At 70.7% G+C, this 15,689-nt stretch carries 9 protein-coding genes; 7 read left to right on the top strand and 2 right to left on the bottom strand.

Going from position 1 to position 15,689, the window contains the following annotated elements; genetic code table 11:
- Nucleotides 1-26: 26 nt before the first annotated feature.
- From ACRX5W_RS29010 to ACRX5W_RS28995, 4 genes are all read left to right on the top strand, one after another.
- Nucleotides 27-1,145: a GNAT family N-acetyltransferase gene (locus ACRX5W_RS29010; RefSeq protein WP_436791323.1), complete on the top strand. Its 1,119-nt coding sequence runs from the start codon at nt 27-29 to the stop codon at nt 1,143-1,145.
- Nucleotides 1,146-1,275: 130 nt separating this feature from the next.
- Nucleotides 1,276-2,097 carry a polysaccharide deacetylase family protein gene (locus ACRX5W_RS29005; protein WP_436791322.1) on the top strand — a complete coding sequence of 274 codons (822 nt, stop codon included), beginning with the start codon at nt 1,276-1,278 and terminating at the stop codon, nt 2,095-2,097.
- The gene (locus tag ACRX5W_RS29000; RefSeq protein WP_436791321.1) at nt 2,090-3,331 is read left to right on the top strand and encodes a glycosyltransferase; all 1,242 of its coding nucleotides are present in this window, start codon (nt 2,090-2,092) and stop codon (nt 3,329-3,331) included. Before ACRX5W_RS29005 ends, ACRX5W_RS29000 begins: the two co-directional genes overlap by 8 nt.
- Complete coding sequence (locus ACRX5W_RS28995; RefSeq protein WP_436791320.1) at nt 3,328-4,092, top strand: sugar transferase; 765 nt, start codon at nt 3,328-3,330, stop codon at nt 4,090-4,092. Before ACRX5W_RS29000 ends, ACRX5W_RS28995 begins: the two co-directional genes overlap by 4 nt.
- Before the next feature lie 101 nt (nt 4,093-4,193).
- Here the strand turns inward: ACRX5W_RS28995 and ACRX5W_RS28990 are convergent, their stop codons facing one another.
- Entirely contained in the window at nt 4,194-5,309 is a 1,116-nt protein-coding gene (locus tag ACRX5W_RS28990; RefSeq protein WP_436791319.1) for an O-antigen ligase family protein, read from the bottom strand.
- A 38-nt stretch (nt 5,310-5,347) separates the two neighbouring features.
- Here ACRX5W_RS28990 and ACRX5W_RS28985 point away from each other — a divergent pair, with 38 nt between their 5' ends.
- On the top strand, nt 5,348-5,962 hold the full coding sequence (locus ACRX5W_RS28985) for an acetyltransferase (protein ID WP_436791318.1): 615 nt from the start codon (nt 5,348-5,350) through the stop codon (nt 5,960-5,962).
- A gap of 63 nt (nt 5,963-6,025) precedes the next feature.
- On the opposite strand, the gene ACRX5W_RS28980 is transcribed toward ACRX5W_RS28985, so the two are convergent.
- Complete coding sequence (locus ACRX5W_RS28980; RefSeq protein ID WP_436791317.1) at nt 6,026-6,976, bottom strand: NAD-dependent epimerase/dehydratase family protein; 951 nt, start codon at nt 6,974-6,976, stop codon at nt 6,026-6,028.
- Between the two features lie 416 nt (nt 6,977-7,392).
- Between ACRX5W_RS28980 and ACRX5W_RS28975 the strand changes: the two genes are divergently transcribed.
- Both ACRX5W_RS28975 and ACRX5W_RS28970 read left to right on the top strand, forming a co-directional pair.
- A complete protein-coding gene (locus ACRX5W_RS28975) occupies nt 7,393-10,305 on the top strand; it encodes a N,N-dimethylformamidase beta subunit family domain-containing protein (RefSeq protein ID WP_436791316.1) in 2,913 nt (970 codons plus the stop codon).
- Between the two features lie 51 nt (nt 10,306-10,356).
- A complete protein-coding gene (locus ACRX5W_RS28970; RefSeq protein ID WP_436791315.1) occupies nt 10,357-15,621 on the top strand; it encodes a DUF4082 domain-containing protein in 5,265 nt (1,754 codons plus the stop codon).
- Nucleotides 15,622-15,689: the final 68 nt, after the last annotated feature.

The raw sequence follows: 15,689 nt of genomic DNA, 5'->3' as shown, positions 1-15,689 counted from the left end.
GAGAGCAGGCATTTCAGGACGAGACGGTGAACGCCCGGGGCGTGTTCCTGCGGGCAGGCGATCTCGACGCGGGGTTCACGGCGGGATGGGACCGGCTCGTGGCGTCACGCGGGGTGTACGCGGACTGCTTCGACACGCACACGTGGGCCGCGTCGGTCATGCACGCCGATCCCGTTGCCGCGCAACGCGCCCGGATCGCGGCCGTCGTCGACGAGCACACCGGTCAACCACTCAGCCTGCTCGCACTCGAAGACCTCGACGGGCGCGGGCGGTTCGCCTCGTTCGCCGAAGACCGCCCGCGCTCCCGCGTCGTCGCCGAGCAAACCGATCTGACCCCGCTGGCCGAGCAGTTGGCCGCCTCGGGCGTACGCGACCTGCGGCTGCGCAGGCTGCCGAGCCGCGATCCCGCCACCCATGCGCTCCTGGGGGCGCTGCGCCGCACCGGCTACCGCGTCCACGCACGCGAGCGCTCGCACGACCTGCTCGCCGACGTCACGGACGGATGGGCGGTCCACCGCGCCCGCTTCGCGTCCTTCCACGGGCAAACCCGGCGGCTGGCCCGCAAGTTGGCCAGGCGCGGCGAGGTCTCCTTCGACACCTACACCACGCCCGAGGAGGCCGACACCGGATTCGTCGCGTATGCGGAGCTGTTCCCCCGCAGTTGGAAGGGCCCGCTCACCGACAGCACACGCACCGAACGCCATGAGCTTGTACGACGCGCCGCCGACCGCGGCTGGTTGCGCCTCTACGTCCTGAGCATCGACCGCCGGCCCGCCGCCACCTACCTGTGGTTCCGCATCGGCGCGGTCGCCGTGTGGCACTCCACGGCGTACGACGAGGAGTTCGCAGCGCTCGGCGTCGGCAACGTCGCCATGTGGCGGGCCCACGAGCACATCCTCGACCACGACACCGCGGATCCGCCCAGACTCGTCGACCTGCTGCCCACGACCACCGCCCAGAAACTGCGCCTCGCTCCGGAACGGCCGCCGCTGCTCGACGTCGAGGCCGTCCGGGACCGCCCGTTCGCCGCAACCGTGTTGCCCGTCCGAGCCTTTGCACGTACCGCGCGGGCCGCGGCCGTCGGCAGGATCCGAGCGCCGCGGCGAGGCCGTACCACCGCATCGACAGGGGGAACGACAGCGTGAGCGACCAATCCACCGTCCGACAGCGGGATCCGCACGGGTCAATCCGGGCGGGGCGCACCGCGCGTGCGACCCGGCCCCCCGTGCCGCCGCAGCCGGCCCGCGCGGCCGCCGGACAAGGCAGGGCAGCGGCATGATCAAGCCGAGCGGCGACCGAACCCGGACCGTGCTCAAACGCGCGCTCGCCCGCTGCGCCGGCCAACGCCCGAGCCCTGGCGCGACGATCCTCATCTACCACCGCATCGGCGGCGGCACCCGCGACGAACTCGACCTGCCGATCGACACCTTCACCGAACAGATCAACCAACTCGCGGCACTGCCCGCGCACTCCGTGGTCTCGCTCGACACCGCGCTCGACCGGCTCGCCGCCCACGACACGCGTCCGTCGGTGGTCCTCACCTTCGACGACGGATTCGCCGACGTCCACGCCCACGCGTGGCCGCTGTTGCGCGACCGGGCGCTGCCGTTCTCCCTCTACCTGGCGAGCGGCATGGTCGGCGGCACCATGCGCTGGGAAGGCTCCACCGGCACCAGCGCAGGCGCGCCCGCGCTCACCTGGGACCACCTCGCCGAGATGCTCCACAGCGGGCTTTTGACCATCGGCAACCACACCCACGGCCACGCCCGGCCCGAGGCCCTGTCCGAGCAGGAACTCGACACCGCGTCCGACGAGATCGACAAACGCCTCGGCGTACGCCCCGACCATTTCGCCTACCCCTGGGGAGTCCCGGTCCCGGCGATGGAACACGTGCTTCGCTGTCGTTTCCGCAGCGCGGCCACCGGAACACTCGGACGCAACCTGCCCGGCACCGACCCGATACGGCTCGGCCGCGTACCCGTACGCCGCACCGACCCGCCGGAGTTCTTCCGCGCGAAGCTCACCGGCCGCCTGGGGCCCGAACGCGCGTACGCCCACGTGGTCGCACTCGGCAAGAAGGCGGGCGCCCGTGCCTGACATCCCGCACCCGAGCACCGTGCTCCCCGACGGCCTGACGATCCCCGTCGGCCCCGGCGGAAGACCGCTGCGCGTCGCCCACCTGACCACCGTCGACATGAGCCTGGCACTGCTCCTGCGCACCGAACTCGAAGTCGACGTCGCCGCGGGTTTCGAGGTGTACGGACTCAGCGCGCCCGGCCCCTACGTACGCGAAGTCGAGGACCTCGGCGTCACGCATGTCCCCCTCGACGCACTCACCCGTGCGTGGGACCTCGCCCGCGACGCCGCCGCCGCCCGCGAGCTCGCCGCAACCCTTCGCGGCCTCGACCTCGACGTCCTGCACACCCACAACCCCAAGACAGGTGTTCTCGGCCGCCTGATCGGTCGCGCCGTCGGCATCCCGGTCGTCGTCAACACCTGCCACGGGCTGTGGGTCCGCCCCGGAGACCCGTGGGCGCGCCGCGCCTTCGTCCTGGGCGCCGAATCCGTCGCCGCCCGTGCGTCCGACGCCGAGCTGTACCAGAACGCCACCGACCACCGGACCCTCGCGCGAGCCGTTCCCGGTTGGCGCTCCCGCGTTGTCGGCAACGGCACCGACCTGTCGAGATTCCGCCCGAACCCGGCGGCCCGCGCCCGCATACGCGCCGAACTCGGGGTGGGAGAAGACGAATTGCTGGTCGGCGGCGTCGGCCGCCAGGTCGCCGAGAAGGGCATCGCCGAGTACCAGCAGGCGGCCACGGCCCTGGCCGGCAAAGCGCAGTTCGTCTGGGTCGGCCCAGAAGACCCCGACAAATCCGACGCGTTCGCCGGAGATGCCGCCCACCGGCACGTCGGATACCTCGGCGGACGCTCCGACATGCCCGACGTGTACGCCGCACTCGACCTCTTCGTCCTGCCCTCCCACCGCGAAGGCTTCTCCCGCTCCGCGATGGAAGCCGCCGCAACCGGTGTGCCGATGGTGCTCAGCGACATCCGCGGATGCCGCGAAATCGGCACACACGGCGAACACGTCCTGTTGTTTCCACCGCGCGATGTGCCCGCCCTGACCGCGGCGGTCGACCGCATGCTCACGGACCCCGCACTGCGTGCCCGCCTTGCCGCGGCCGCACGCACGCGCGCACTCGCCGAGTTCGACCAACGGCGCGTCGCCGAAGTGTCGATCGACACCTACCGGGCCGTCGCGCGGCGCAAGCGCCTCGGCTGGGGAACACGTCCCAATGCCCGCCACAGCGAGGGAGAGGGCACGGCATGACGCGGAGACTGTTCGACATCACCACCGCGGCGCTGGCCCTGCTCCTCCTCGCCCCGGTGATGCTCGCGATCGTCCTTCTCGTCCGTGCCACCATGGGCGGCCCGGTTCTCTTCCGCCAGACCCGCAGCGGCCACCTCGGACGCGAATTCCGCATCCTCAAGTTCCGCACCATGCGCCACCCGCGCTACCCGGACGAGCCCGACCAGGACCGCATCACCCGCATGGGGCACATCCTGCGGACCACGAGCATGGACGAACTCCCCCAACTCATCAACGTGTTGCGTGGTGACATGGGTGTCATCGGCCCCCGGCCCACGCTCCCCGAGCAAGTCGCGCACTACACACCACGCCAACGCGGTCGTCTCGACGTACGCCCCGGACTGACCGGCTGGGCGCAGGTCCAAGGCCGCAACGCCCTGAGCTGGCCGGCGCGCATCGAGTACGACCTCTACTACGTGCGCCACCGCGGACTCGGGCTCGACCTGCGCATCCTGTTCCGCACGGTCGGCGTGCTGCTGAGGCCCGTCGGCATCACCGGCGCGGGCGGCGTCAACCCCGGCTTCCCGATCCCGGCGAGGGCCCCCGCCGCCACGCCGAACGACAAGGCCGCCCCGGGAGGAACCCCCATATCCGACAGGGTGGCTGCACCACGCAAGCCATCGTCTCCGACAGTCGGCAAGCAACCGCCGTGGACCATCGCGTACCCGACACCGAACGGCACATCGGCCGCCGGCCCCGTCCCCGCCGAGGAGGCGTCCTGACCGCACAACCCGAGCGCCGGCCGGGCCTGCGGTGCCGGCGCTCGGCGGTCGAAGGTGTCGGGTGACCAGGCGCCAACGTGCGGGGCCGTGGTGATGCGCGGCTACCGGAACCGCGCTCGCGTGTGGGACTGCGGTTCCGGGCCCGCCGTCGCCACCCCCAGCACCAGGCCCGTCGCGACCAACACAGCGGGAAACTCCGCCACATAGTCCATCGACGCGTGCACCGCGAACGCCGTCAGCGCGACCGCGCCCACCGCCACGACCGCCGGGTCCTGCGGCGACCGCCACAGCCGCACGTACGCCCAGCCCAGCAGCGCCAACAGCCACACCACGCCGGGGATGCCCTGCTCCGCCGCCTGCCGCAGCCACTGGGAATGCGCGGACTTCGTGTCGGCGTCCGCTCGCGCGGTCGGACTGTCCGCAAGGAATGTCCCCGGGCCGGTGCCACGCGACGGATGGTCCTTGGCCGACTCGATCGCGTCGTGCCATAAGTCGATGCGGCGTTCCGTCAGGCTCTCGGCGGCGGTGCCGCGTACGCCTGAGGCCCGTTCGGCGCGGTCCCCGCCCAAATACACCGTCCCCGCCGCGACCAGCGCCACGCACACCGCGCCCGCCACCACGAACGACCCGCGCCGCCGCGCCGATTGCGCGGTGAGACCCACCATCAGGACCGCCACCGCGCCGAAAACCGCCGCGAGCGACCGCGTCGCGAACACGCCCGACACCAACAGCGCGGCCAGCACCTGCATCTCGCCGCGCCGCCGCTCACTCGTCGCACACAACGCCGCCAGGCACGCGGCCGCCACCGCCTGGACCGCCAACGCGCCGTTGGCGTTCCCGTACCCCAGCGGCTCCGCCAGCGTGCCGCCGGACAACGCATCCGGCGACAACAACAGCAGCACCGCCACCGCGACCGCGAGAGACACGCACACCCCGAAAGCGGACCGCGCGCCCGCGACCCGGCCCGCCGCATACGCCGCGGCAGCCGTCAGCAGGCCCAGCAGGAACCCCTCCGGACTCGCCGGCCGCCCGGCAGCCGCGATCAGCGCCCACACGCCCGCAACCGCGATCAGGACCGCGCCGAGCAGGTCGAGACGCGACAGGTTGCCCCTGTCCAAACGCGCGGTCACCCGCAGCGAACGCCGCACCGCGCGCGACCGGCGCAAGCGCCGCCACGCGCGCCCGGCCCCCGAACCCCGCAGCCGATCCCTGATCACCGGCCCCACCCCGCACCGGCAGGAGGCAAGATGACCCCATGCCCTTCTACATCGCCGGGGCCGGCGGCGTCGGCCGCGAAGCCCTCGACGCCGCGATCGCCGCAGGCGTCACCGTCGACGCGTTCCTCGACGACTCGCTTGCGGGCGGCAAGGTCCGCGGCCTGCCCGTGCTCCGGCCCGACGAGGCGGCCCCAGGCCCCGGGTCCGTCTATCTGATCGGCATCGCGGCCCCCGTCGTACGCCGCCGTCTCGCGGCGCTGCTCGACGGACACGGCCTGACCCCGGCCACCCTCGTGCACCCTCGTGCGGTCGTCGCACCCGAGACGCGGCTCGCCGAGGGCTGTCTTGTGCTTGCCAACGCCCATGTCTCCAGCAGCATTTCGCTCGCCGCGCACACCCAGGTGCACTACAACGCGACCGTCGGGCACGACGCGGTGCTCGGCGCACGCGTGACCGTCTACCCGGGAGCCAACGTCTCCGGCAGCGTCCACTTGTGCGAAGACGTCACGGTCGGCAGCAACGCCGTTGTCCTGCAAGGACTCACGGTCGGTGCGGGGTCGTTCGTCGGCGCCGGGGCGGTCGTCACCCGCGACGTCCCGGCCGGGCAGGTCGTCGTCGGCTCCCCGGCCCGCCCGCTGCGACGCACGACATGACGCGAGGACGCATAAGGGGGCGAGAGACCCCGCGGCGGACGCGGTAGCCATCGAGGGCACGCGTCATCCCCGGGTCGACACCGCGACCCGCGACCGGAACCACGCCACCGTGTCGGCCAGGCCCCGGCGCAACTCGACCGGACGCGCGTCCGGGAACAGCCTGCGCAATTCCGAGCTGTCGGCCTGGGAATCGCGCACATCGCCCGCGCGCGGCGCCACGTGCTCGACCTCCACCGGGCGCCCCAACACATCGGCCAGCAGTGCGATCAGCGTGTTGAGCGAAGTCCGAGTTCCGAAGGCCAGGTTCACCGGCCCCGGGTTCGTCACGCGGCGGACCACCGCATCCGTCAGCACCGTGCAGACACTGCCGATGTTGGTGAAGTCCCGCGTCTGCTCGCCGTCTCCGTGCACCGTCAGCACGCGACCTGCCAGCGCCGCGTCGATGAAACGCGGGATCACCGCCGCGTACGCGTGATCCGCCGCCTGCAACGGACCGAAAACGTTGAAGAACCGGAACGGCAGCACCGGCAGCCCGTAACAGTGCCCGTACGCCAGCACGTACGACTCGGTCGCCAACTTGCTCACCGCGTAAGGGCTGAGCGGCAGCGTGCGCAGGTCCTCGCGCTTCGGCAGCACCGGGTTGCCGCCGTACACCGACGACGACGACGCCGCGATGACGTGCGCGCCGCCCGCGCGCCGGGCCGCTTCGAGGACCATCAGCGTGCCCGTCGCATTCGCGTGGTGGCTCGCCAACGGCGACTCGATGGACCTCGGCACCGACGGCAGCGCACCCAGATGCACGATGGCGTCGGCCCCGGAACACGCCTTGTCCATCAACTCCTCGTCCAAGAACGATCCTTGATGGAACGTCACACCGACGCCGGTGAGATTGTCCAGCGAACCGGTGGACAAATCGTCCACCACCGCGACCTCGCCGATTTCGGACCGGGCCAGCAGCGCACGGGCCAGATTCGACCCGATGAAACCCGCTCCGCCCGTGACGACAACCTTCATGAGCCCCCCACAGCGTCGTTGCGTCAGTTGCGTCGTACGCCTGCCCCCGGACGGCCACTCAGAGCCCCACCCCGCTGCCGGTCCGGTGAGGGAATGCTACCCAGCACCCGGGCCCAACCGTGGCGAACTGCCCACATAAGACGGCTCCTTGCGCCACACTGAGCCGCAAGGCAACTGCCGACGACGCTCGCCTGCGCCGGGATGGGACCCGGCGGAGGACGCCGGCAGGCGGCCCGATCGGAACCCTGGGGAGAGGGGCCGACCGGGTCCTGGGGGTGGGGGTCGCCATCATGCAATCCGCGGCAGCACGTGGTCCCGGTCGTGCACGGGTCAGCCGACGCAGCCAGTACAGACGCCGTCGCCGGCCATCCGGTCCACGACGGGACCGCCGCGGCGTACCGCCGCTCTGGCTCGCGATGTTCGCGCTGCTCGGCTCGCTCCTCACCGTCATCCCGACGGCCGGACGCGCCGAAGCCGGGCCCTGCGACGCGCCGGTCGTCAACGCGATCATCTGCGAGAACAGCAAAACCGGTACGCCGCGCGGCACTTGGGACGTGTCCGGCTCCGGCAGCGCCGACATCCAGGGGTTCGCGACCGAGATCAGCGTCAACGTCGGCGAGACCGTGCACTTCAAGGTCGACACCCCGGCCACCGCATACCGCCTCGACATCTACCGGCTCGGCTGGTACGGCGGCAACGGCGCGCGCAAGGTCATCACCGTCAACCCATCCGCGCCGCTGCCGCAGAACCAGCCCGGCTGCGATGCGGACGACGCGACGACCGGCCTCGTCGACTGCTCGAACTGGGCCGAGTCCGCCTCGTGGAACGTCCCCGCCGACGCCGTCTCCGGCTACTACCTGGCCAAGCTCGTCCGCACCGACGGGACTTCGGGCGCAAGCCACATCGCCTTCGTCGTCCGCGACGACGCCTCCGCGTCGGACCTGCTCATGCAGGCCTCGGACGCGACCTGGCAGGCCTACAACGAGTACGGCGGCAACAGCCTCTACGAAGGCGAACCGGTCGGCCGCGCGTACAAGGTGAGCTACAACCGGCCGTTCACGACACGCGGAGACAACCCCGAGGACTGGCTGTTCAACGCCGAGTACCCGATGCTCCGATTCCTGGAGCGCAACGGCTACGACGTCACCTACACCACGAACGCCGACACCGCCCGTCGAGGCCAACTCCTCACGAACCACGAGGTGTTCCTGTCTGTCGGCCACGACGAGTACTGGTCCGCCGAAATGCGCGCCAACGTGGAGGCGGCTCGCGACGCCGGCGTGCACCTGGCCTTCTTCTCCGGCAACGAGATCTTCTGGAAGACCCGTTGGGAGAACGGCGGCATGAGCGGTGAGGGTGCTCCTTACCGGACTCTCGTCTCCTATAAGGAGACCCACGACAACGACAAGACCGACCCGGCCGGCGCGGGCATGTGGACCGGCACGTGGCGCGACCCCCGCTTCTCCCCGCCCGCCGACGGCGGCAAACCCGAAAACGCTTTGACCGGCCAGCAGTTCAAGGCGAACTGCTGCACCACCGACATGACCGTCAACAGCACCGACGGACAACTGCGATTCTGGCGGAACACACGGGCCGCGACACTGGCTCCCGGCACCGAGACCACCCTCGGCAGCGGCCTTCTCGGCTACGAGTGGGACGTCGACACCGAGAACAGCGCGCGGCCCGCGAACATGATCCGGCTCTCGACCACCACCGAATCCGGGGAAATGCTCCAGGACTTCGGCTCCACCTACGCCGACGGCACCGCGACCCACCACCTGACCCTCTACCGCGCACCCAGCGGCGCACTGGTCTTCGGCGCCGGGACCATCCAGTGGCCGTGGGGCCTCGACAACACCCGGACGAGCGGAACCGGCAGCGTCGACACGGCCGTTCAACAGGCCACGCTCAACCTCTTCGCCGACATGGGAGTGCAACCCGGCAGCCTCATGCCGGGTATGACCGCACCGACGCCGTCCACCGACACCACCGCGCCCACGTCCCAGATCACCGCTCCGGCCGCCGGCCAGAACATCGCCGTCAACCAGACCGTCACCGTCACGGGCACCGCGGCGGACAGCGGGGGAGGCCGGGTCGGTGGCGTCGAGGTGTCCGTCGACAACGGGGCCACCTGGAAACCCGCCACCGCCGGGCGCGAGTCGTGGACCTACACCTTCACCCCGACCACCCCGGGGCCGATCACCCTCAAGAGCCGCGCGACCGACGACAGCCTGCGCAGCGAGACACCCGGTGCGGGCGTCACCGTCACCGCCGGCGAGGGCGGTCCACCTCCCGAGGTCACCTGCCCGTGCACGATCTGGCCCGAGGGAACCGTGCCGACGTCGGGACCGGACCCCGAGGTTGCCATCGTGGAGCTCGGCGTCAAGTTCAAGCCCGACCGTGACGGCTACATCACCGGCGTCCGCTACTACAAGTTCGCCGAGAACACCGGCACCCACGTAGGCCACCTGTGGAGCGCGTCCGGCACACAACTGGCCGAGGCCACCTTCATCGGCGAATCGACGAGCGGCTGGCAGCAGGTGCTGTTCGCGACACCCGTCGCGGTGACCGCGAACACGACGTACGTCGCCTCGTACCTGACCACCACCGGACGCTACGCCGCCGACGAGCACTACTTCGACGCACAGTTCTCCCGGGCACCCCTGACCGCCGTCGCCAGTGACGCATCCGGCGGCAACGGCGTCTACCGCGCAGGCGGCGGGTTCCCGAACGCCACCTGGAACGCCGCGAACTACTGGGTCGACGTCGTCTTCACGACCACGCCGCCGACCACGGGCCCGCCGCCGACGGACCCACCGCCCCCGAACCCGCCGACGTGCAGCCCGTGCACCATCTGGCCCGCGAACACCGTCCCCGGCACACCGTCCGACCCGGAGGCCCTCGCCATCGAGGTCGGCGTCAAATTCCGCACCGACGTCGCCGGCCACATCACCGGTGTGCGCTTCTACAAGGGCGACGGCAACACCGGCACACACGTCGCACACCTGTGGACGGCAACCGGAACGCTGCTGGCCACCAAGACCTTCACCGGCGAAACCGCGACGGGCTGGCAGCAGGCGACCTTCGACACGCCCGTCGCCGTCACCGCCGGCACGACGTACGTCGCGTCCTACTACACCCCGACCGGCCACTACGCCGCCGACCAGAACGGACTCGTCCAACAGGCCGGAACCGGCCCGGTCAAGGCACTCGCCGACGCGGCATCCGGCGGCAACGGCGTCTACCGGCTCGGCACAGGCGGCGGATTCCCCTCCGCGACCTGGAGCGCGAGCAACTACTGGGTCGACGTGACGTTCACGACGGGCTGACAAAACGTCGTTCCCGCATCACAACACGAACCTCCCTGAGGAGTACCGACGATGGCACGCCGCCACGCGCCGCCGCGATCCCGGGGCCGACGCGCACCCGGTCCCTTCCGCACACGCCGAGGCCCCTTCCTCCACCGCGGACCGGGAGCAGCCGCGGCATCGACCGTCACCACGGCACTCGCCGTGGTCGCCGCCCTGCTGTTCACCCTCTTCTCGCCCCTGTCCGCACAAGCGGCACCCTGCAACCCGTGCTCGCTGTTCGGCAGCACCAACCCCGGCATCGGACCGGACAGCGAGGCCATCTCGGTCGAACTCGGCGTCCGCTTCGTCCCGAAGACCAACGGGCGCGTGCTCGGCGTCAAGTACTGGAAGGACGCCGCCAACACAGGCGTGCACAAGGGCTACTTGTGGGACACCACAACCGGTACGTACACCACCGCGACCTTCCAGAACGAGACGGCGTCCGGCTGGCAGCAAGTGCTGTTCGCGGCGCCCGTCGACGTGACCGCGGGCACCACCTACATCGCGTCGTACCTCGCACCCAACGGCCGCTACACCGCCACCACCGGCTTCTTCAACCAGCCCCACGACAGCGAGCAGTTGACCGCCCCCGCGAGCACCGGCGGCCAAGGCAACGGCGTCTACCACGCCGGTCCCGGCGGGACCGTCATGCCGAACAACTCGTGGAACGCCAGCAACTACTGGGTCGACCCGATCTTCCAACCGGGGGTGGACGCCACCGCGCCGACCGTCACCGCGACCTCGCCGGCCAACGCCGCGACCGGCGTCGCGATCAACGCCGGCCTGAGCGCGACGTTCAGCGAAGCCGTCCAGGACGCCACCATCACCTGGTCGGTCACGAAACCCGACAACTCGGCCGTCGCCGGCACCGCGTCGTACGACCCGGCCACCCGGACCGCGTCGTTCGCACCCGCCGCGAACCTCGCCCTGTCGACCACCCACACCGCGACCGTCAGCGGCGCCAAAGACGCCGCCGGCAACAGCATGGCCCCGGTGACGTGGACGTTCACCACCGCCGCGACACCGCCGACCACGTCGACGTTCAGCATCTTCACCGGGACCGAACCGGTCGCCACACCGAACAACGACAATTCGCCGAACGAACTCGGCGTGCGCTTCCACACCGCCGCCGACGGTTTCATCAAAGCCGTCAAGTTCTACAAGAGCGCCGCGAACACCGGGCCGTTCACCGTCAGCCTGTGGAACACCGCCGGCAACCGCATCGCGGGCGTCGACAACGTCCACCTGACCGGCTCCGGCTGGAAGACCGTCACCCTGGCGAGTCCCGTCGCGGTGACGGCGAACACGACCTACATCGCGTCGTACCACACCATGAGCGGCAACTACGCCTACGCGAACAACTACTTCGCCGGCCAATCCGCGGGCAACGCCAAGATCGTCGCGCCCGCGAGCACTGCGGGCGCACCCAACGGCGTCTACAAATACGCCAGTTCGACGACGTTCCCCACCGACACGTACCAGGCGAGCAACTACTGGGTCGACGTCCTCTTCGACACCGACGGCACCGACACCACCGCGCCCCTGATCGCGACCCGGCTCCCGCAGGCGGACGCCACCGGCGTGCCCGTCGCCGTGCAGCCGCGCGCCGACTTCACCGAGGCGGTCAAGCCCTCCTCGATCACCTTCACCCTCAAGCAGGGCGCCACAACCGTGCCGGCCACCCTTGAGTACGACGACCCCGCACAGCCCACGCAGGTCATCCTCAAGCCCGACAGCCCCCTCGCCCACTCGACGCAATACACCGCCACCCTCGGCAACTTCCAGGACCTCGCCGGCAACGTCGGCACCGGGGCCACCTGGACCTTCACCACCGGCGCCGCACCACCCCCGGCCCCCTGCTCGTCACCGGGCGTCGGACCGGTCCTCGTGGTCACCGCCAACGCCAACCCGTACGCGTGCTACTACACCGAGATCCTGCGCGCCGAGGGCCTCAACGCCTTTGCGACCCTGGACATCGGTGCCGTCAACACCACCGAACTGAACAAATACACCACGGTGGTCCTCGGCGACCTCGACCCCGGCCCCACCCTCGTCGCGGCACTGACCACGTGGGTGGAAAGCGGCGGACACCTCATCACCATGCGCCCGCGCGCCACGCTCTCCGGCCTCACCGGACTCACCTCCGGAGCCGGCGTGCTGGCCGACCAATACCTGAAGGTCGAGAACGCCGGCGGACCCGGCGCCGGCATCTACGCGGACCGCGCGATCCAGTACCACGGCAACGCCGACCAGTGGACAGCCGCGCCCGGCACCAACGTCATCGCGGAACTCTTCCGCCGCACCGGCCCCGCCGAACCCACCGGTATCGGAAAACCCGCCGTCACCCAGCGGACCGCCGGCGCCGGCACCGTCACCGCGTTCGCCTTCGACCTCGCCAAGTCCGTCGTCATGACCCGGCAGGGCAATCCGGCGCACGCCAATCAGGAGCACGACACCCTCACCGACAACCTGCGCTCCACCGACATGTTCCACCGCGACTGGGTCGACCTGAACCGGGTCGAGGTGCCGCAGGCCGACGAACAACAACGGCTGCTCGCCAACATCATCGAACTCGCCAACCGCGAGAGGGCACCCGTACCCCGCTTCGCCTACTTCCCCGGCAAAGCCGGGACGCCGACCCCCGAGCTCAACCCCGTCGTGCTCGTCTCCACCGGCGACCACCACAACACACCCCAGGCCGGCATCATCGACCGGGTCACCAAGTACAACGCCAACAGCGACCCGGCCTGCACCAACCCCGCCACGCGAACGCAAGCGGTCACAGACTGGCGCTGCATGCGCGGCACCTTCTACATCTGGGACTCCGAGGGCGACGCCGCTCCCGCCGCCGTCCACGACTGGGAGGCGCAGGGCTTCGAGGTCGGCCGCCACGTCTCGCAGAACGGGCACTGCCTCGACGTCGACCCCGGCACTCCGCAGAACGTCATCGATGCGACGGTCACCAACGCGTTCAACGCCAGTCTCAGCGACTTCGAGGACGCGTACGGCTATGCGCCGACCACCAGCCGCACGCACTGCATGACCTGGCCCGACTACAGCACGGTCGCGTCCGTGGAGCAGTCGTTCGGCATCCGCATGGACACGAACTACTACTACCTGCCGGACGTCTGGTCGAACTCGTACGGCTCGCCGCTCATGAAGAACGCCCCCGGCTACTACACCGGCTCAGGCCTGCCCATGCGATTCACGACCGCCGACGGCACGATGATCGACGTCTACCAGGCGGCGACCCAACTGCACGACGAGTTCTGCCAGACGTACCCGACGCAGTTCGACGCCATGGTCGACCGCGCCCAGGGCAGCCAGGGCTTCTACGCGGCCATCACCCTCAACAACCACCTCGACGACCAGCTTGGCAACAGCACCGGCACCTGCGACCAGGTCGACCAGACCGTCATCCAGGACGCCGTCATCGCCGCGGCCAAAGCCAAGGGCGTCCCGGTCATCACCGCCCAACAGCTCCTGGAGTGGACCGACGGCCGCAACCAGTCGTCCATTCGCGACCTTGCGCGCAGCGGCAACAACGTCACCTTCACCGTCGACGCCAACGCGGCGGCCGCGAACCTCATGACCATGCTCCCGACCACCGGCCCCGGCGGCACTACCCTCACCGGCCTCACCCGTGAGGGTGCCCCGGTGCCCTTCGCCGAGGAGACGGTCAAGGGCATCGAGTACGCCGTCTTCCGCGGCGTCTCGGGCGGCTACACCGCCACGTACACCGCGCCGGCGGCGCCGCCGCAGGTCCAGGTCCTCGCGGCAGCCCCGGCGGCGGACGGCACCGCCGAGATCTCGTGGACCACCGACACCCCGGCCACGACCGAGGTGTCCCTCGGCGAGAAGCCCGACGCGCTGGCCCCGGTGAAGTCGGTCGGGGAGAACACCGGAGAGCACCTCGTCGAGGTCGGCGCACTCAAACCCGGCACGACGTACTACTACCGCGTCACCTCGGTCGACGCCGCGGGACGACGCACGACCACCCCCGACCCGTCGCAGAAGCCGCTGGAGTTCAGGACGCCGAAGGCCGACAAGGACGCACCGAAGATCAGCGACCAGAGCGTGGTCCCGTGGCCCGACGGCAGCGCGGTCGTCACCTGGACGACCAACGAGCCCGCCACCACGCAGGTCGTCGTCGGCCAAGGGGCGAACGACACGCGTCTGGCCGCCGACGACCAGGAGCCGGTGACGACGCACAAGGCCGTCGTGACCGGGCTGACGCCGGGCGAGTCGTACGCGTTCCGGCTCGTCTCCGAGGACGAGGCGGGCAATGAGACGACGTGGTCGGGCAAGAAGGCCGACACCGCCCGCTTCGTGATGCCGAAGTACGGCGTCACCGAGCACACCGGCCCGACCTTCGCGACAGGCACGCGTACGGGAGGAGCGGTCGTCAACGAGACCGACGGCGTCCTCACTCTCGGCAGCCAGTCCGAACAGGACTACGCGGACGGCACCGGAGCCGGCCCGTGGGGCCAGGTGCCCATCGCACCCGGCGGCGAGACCGCCGTCGGCGACGGAGCCCTGACCCTCGACGGCAGCGCCGCCGGGTCCGGCTCGGCCCCCGCCTCCGGCCGCCGACTCGACTTCCGGGCGGTGTTCGACGGATCCGCGACCCAGGTCGCGGGATGGGGGGACCCGGTCGCCGGGCCGGCGGCCGTCTTCGAGTGGCGCGACGGGGAACTGCACGCCGTGACCGTCGCACCCGGAGGCCGCGACCGGACCGACGAGAAGGTCGACGGCGACTGGGGCGGCGCACCCCACCGCTACACGATCGAACGCGACGGCAAGAACGTCCGCTTCTCGGTCGACGGCAAGAAGGTCGCCGAACCGAAGGCCCAACTGCCCCCCATGGCACCAGGGGCCCGCGACACCGCCACGGACCGCGTGCCGCTGCGGATCCAGCAGTTCCAGGACGGCGACAAGCTGACGAGCGGCACGTACACCTCGCAGGTTCTCGACGCGACACAGATGGTCACCTGGCTCCAGGCGAACTGGCAGGCCGATCTGCCGCCGGGAACCGCCCTCAAGGTGTCGGTCCGCACCGGAAGCACATCGGTCCCCGACGCGACCTGGACCCAGTGGCGCGAGTTGCCGGGCTCCGGTGCCCCACTCGGCGGCGGCTCGCGCTATCTCCAGTACCAGGTCGAGCTGACCGGCCACAGCGGTGCCGCGCCGACGTTGTACGGCATCGCGTTCACGCACGACGGCAAGCCCTCGACCGGACCCGCCGACGCACCGCACATCGGCGAGGTCCCGATCCGGGGCGAACGAAGGCAGTAATCACCGACAATCGATAAATCGGCAAAACGGACAAATCTATCGAGAGGTGCAGCTGCGGGCCCGCCGAG

This window comes from Yinghuangia sp. YIM S10712 (genome assembly GCF_051388935.1).
Lineage (GTDB): Bacteria > Actinomycetota > Actinomycetes > Streptomycetales > Streptomycetaceae > Yinghuangia.
The sequence above is the reverse complement of the archived record's forward strand: the minus strand, read 5'-3'. Positions and strand labels throughout refer to the sequence as shown.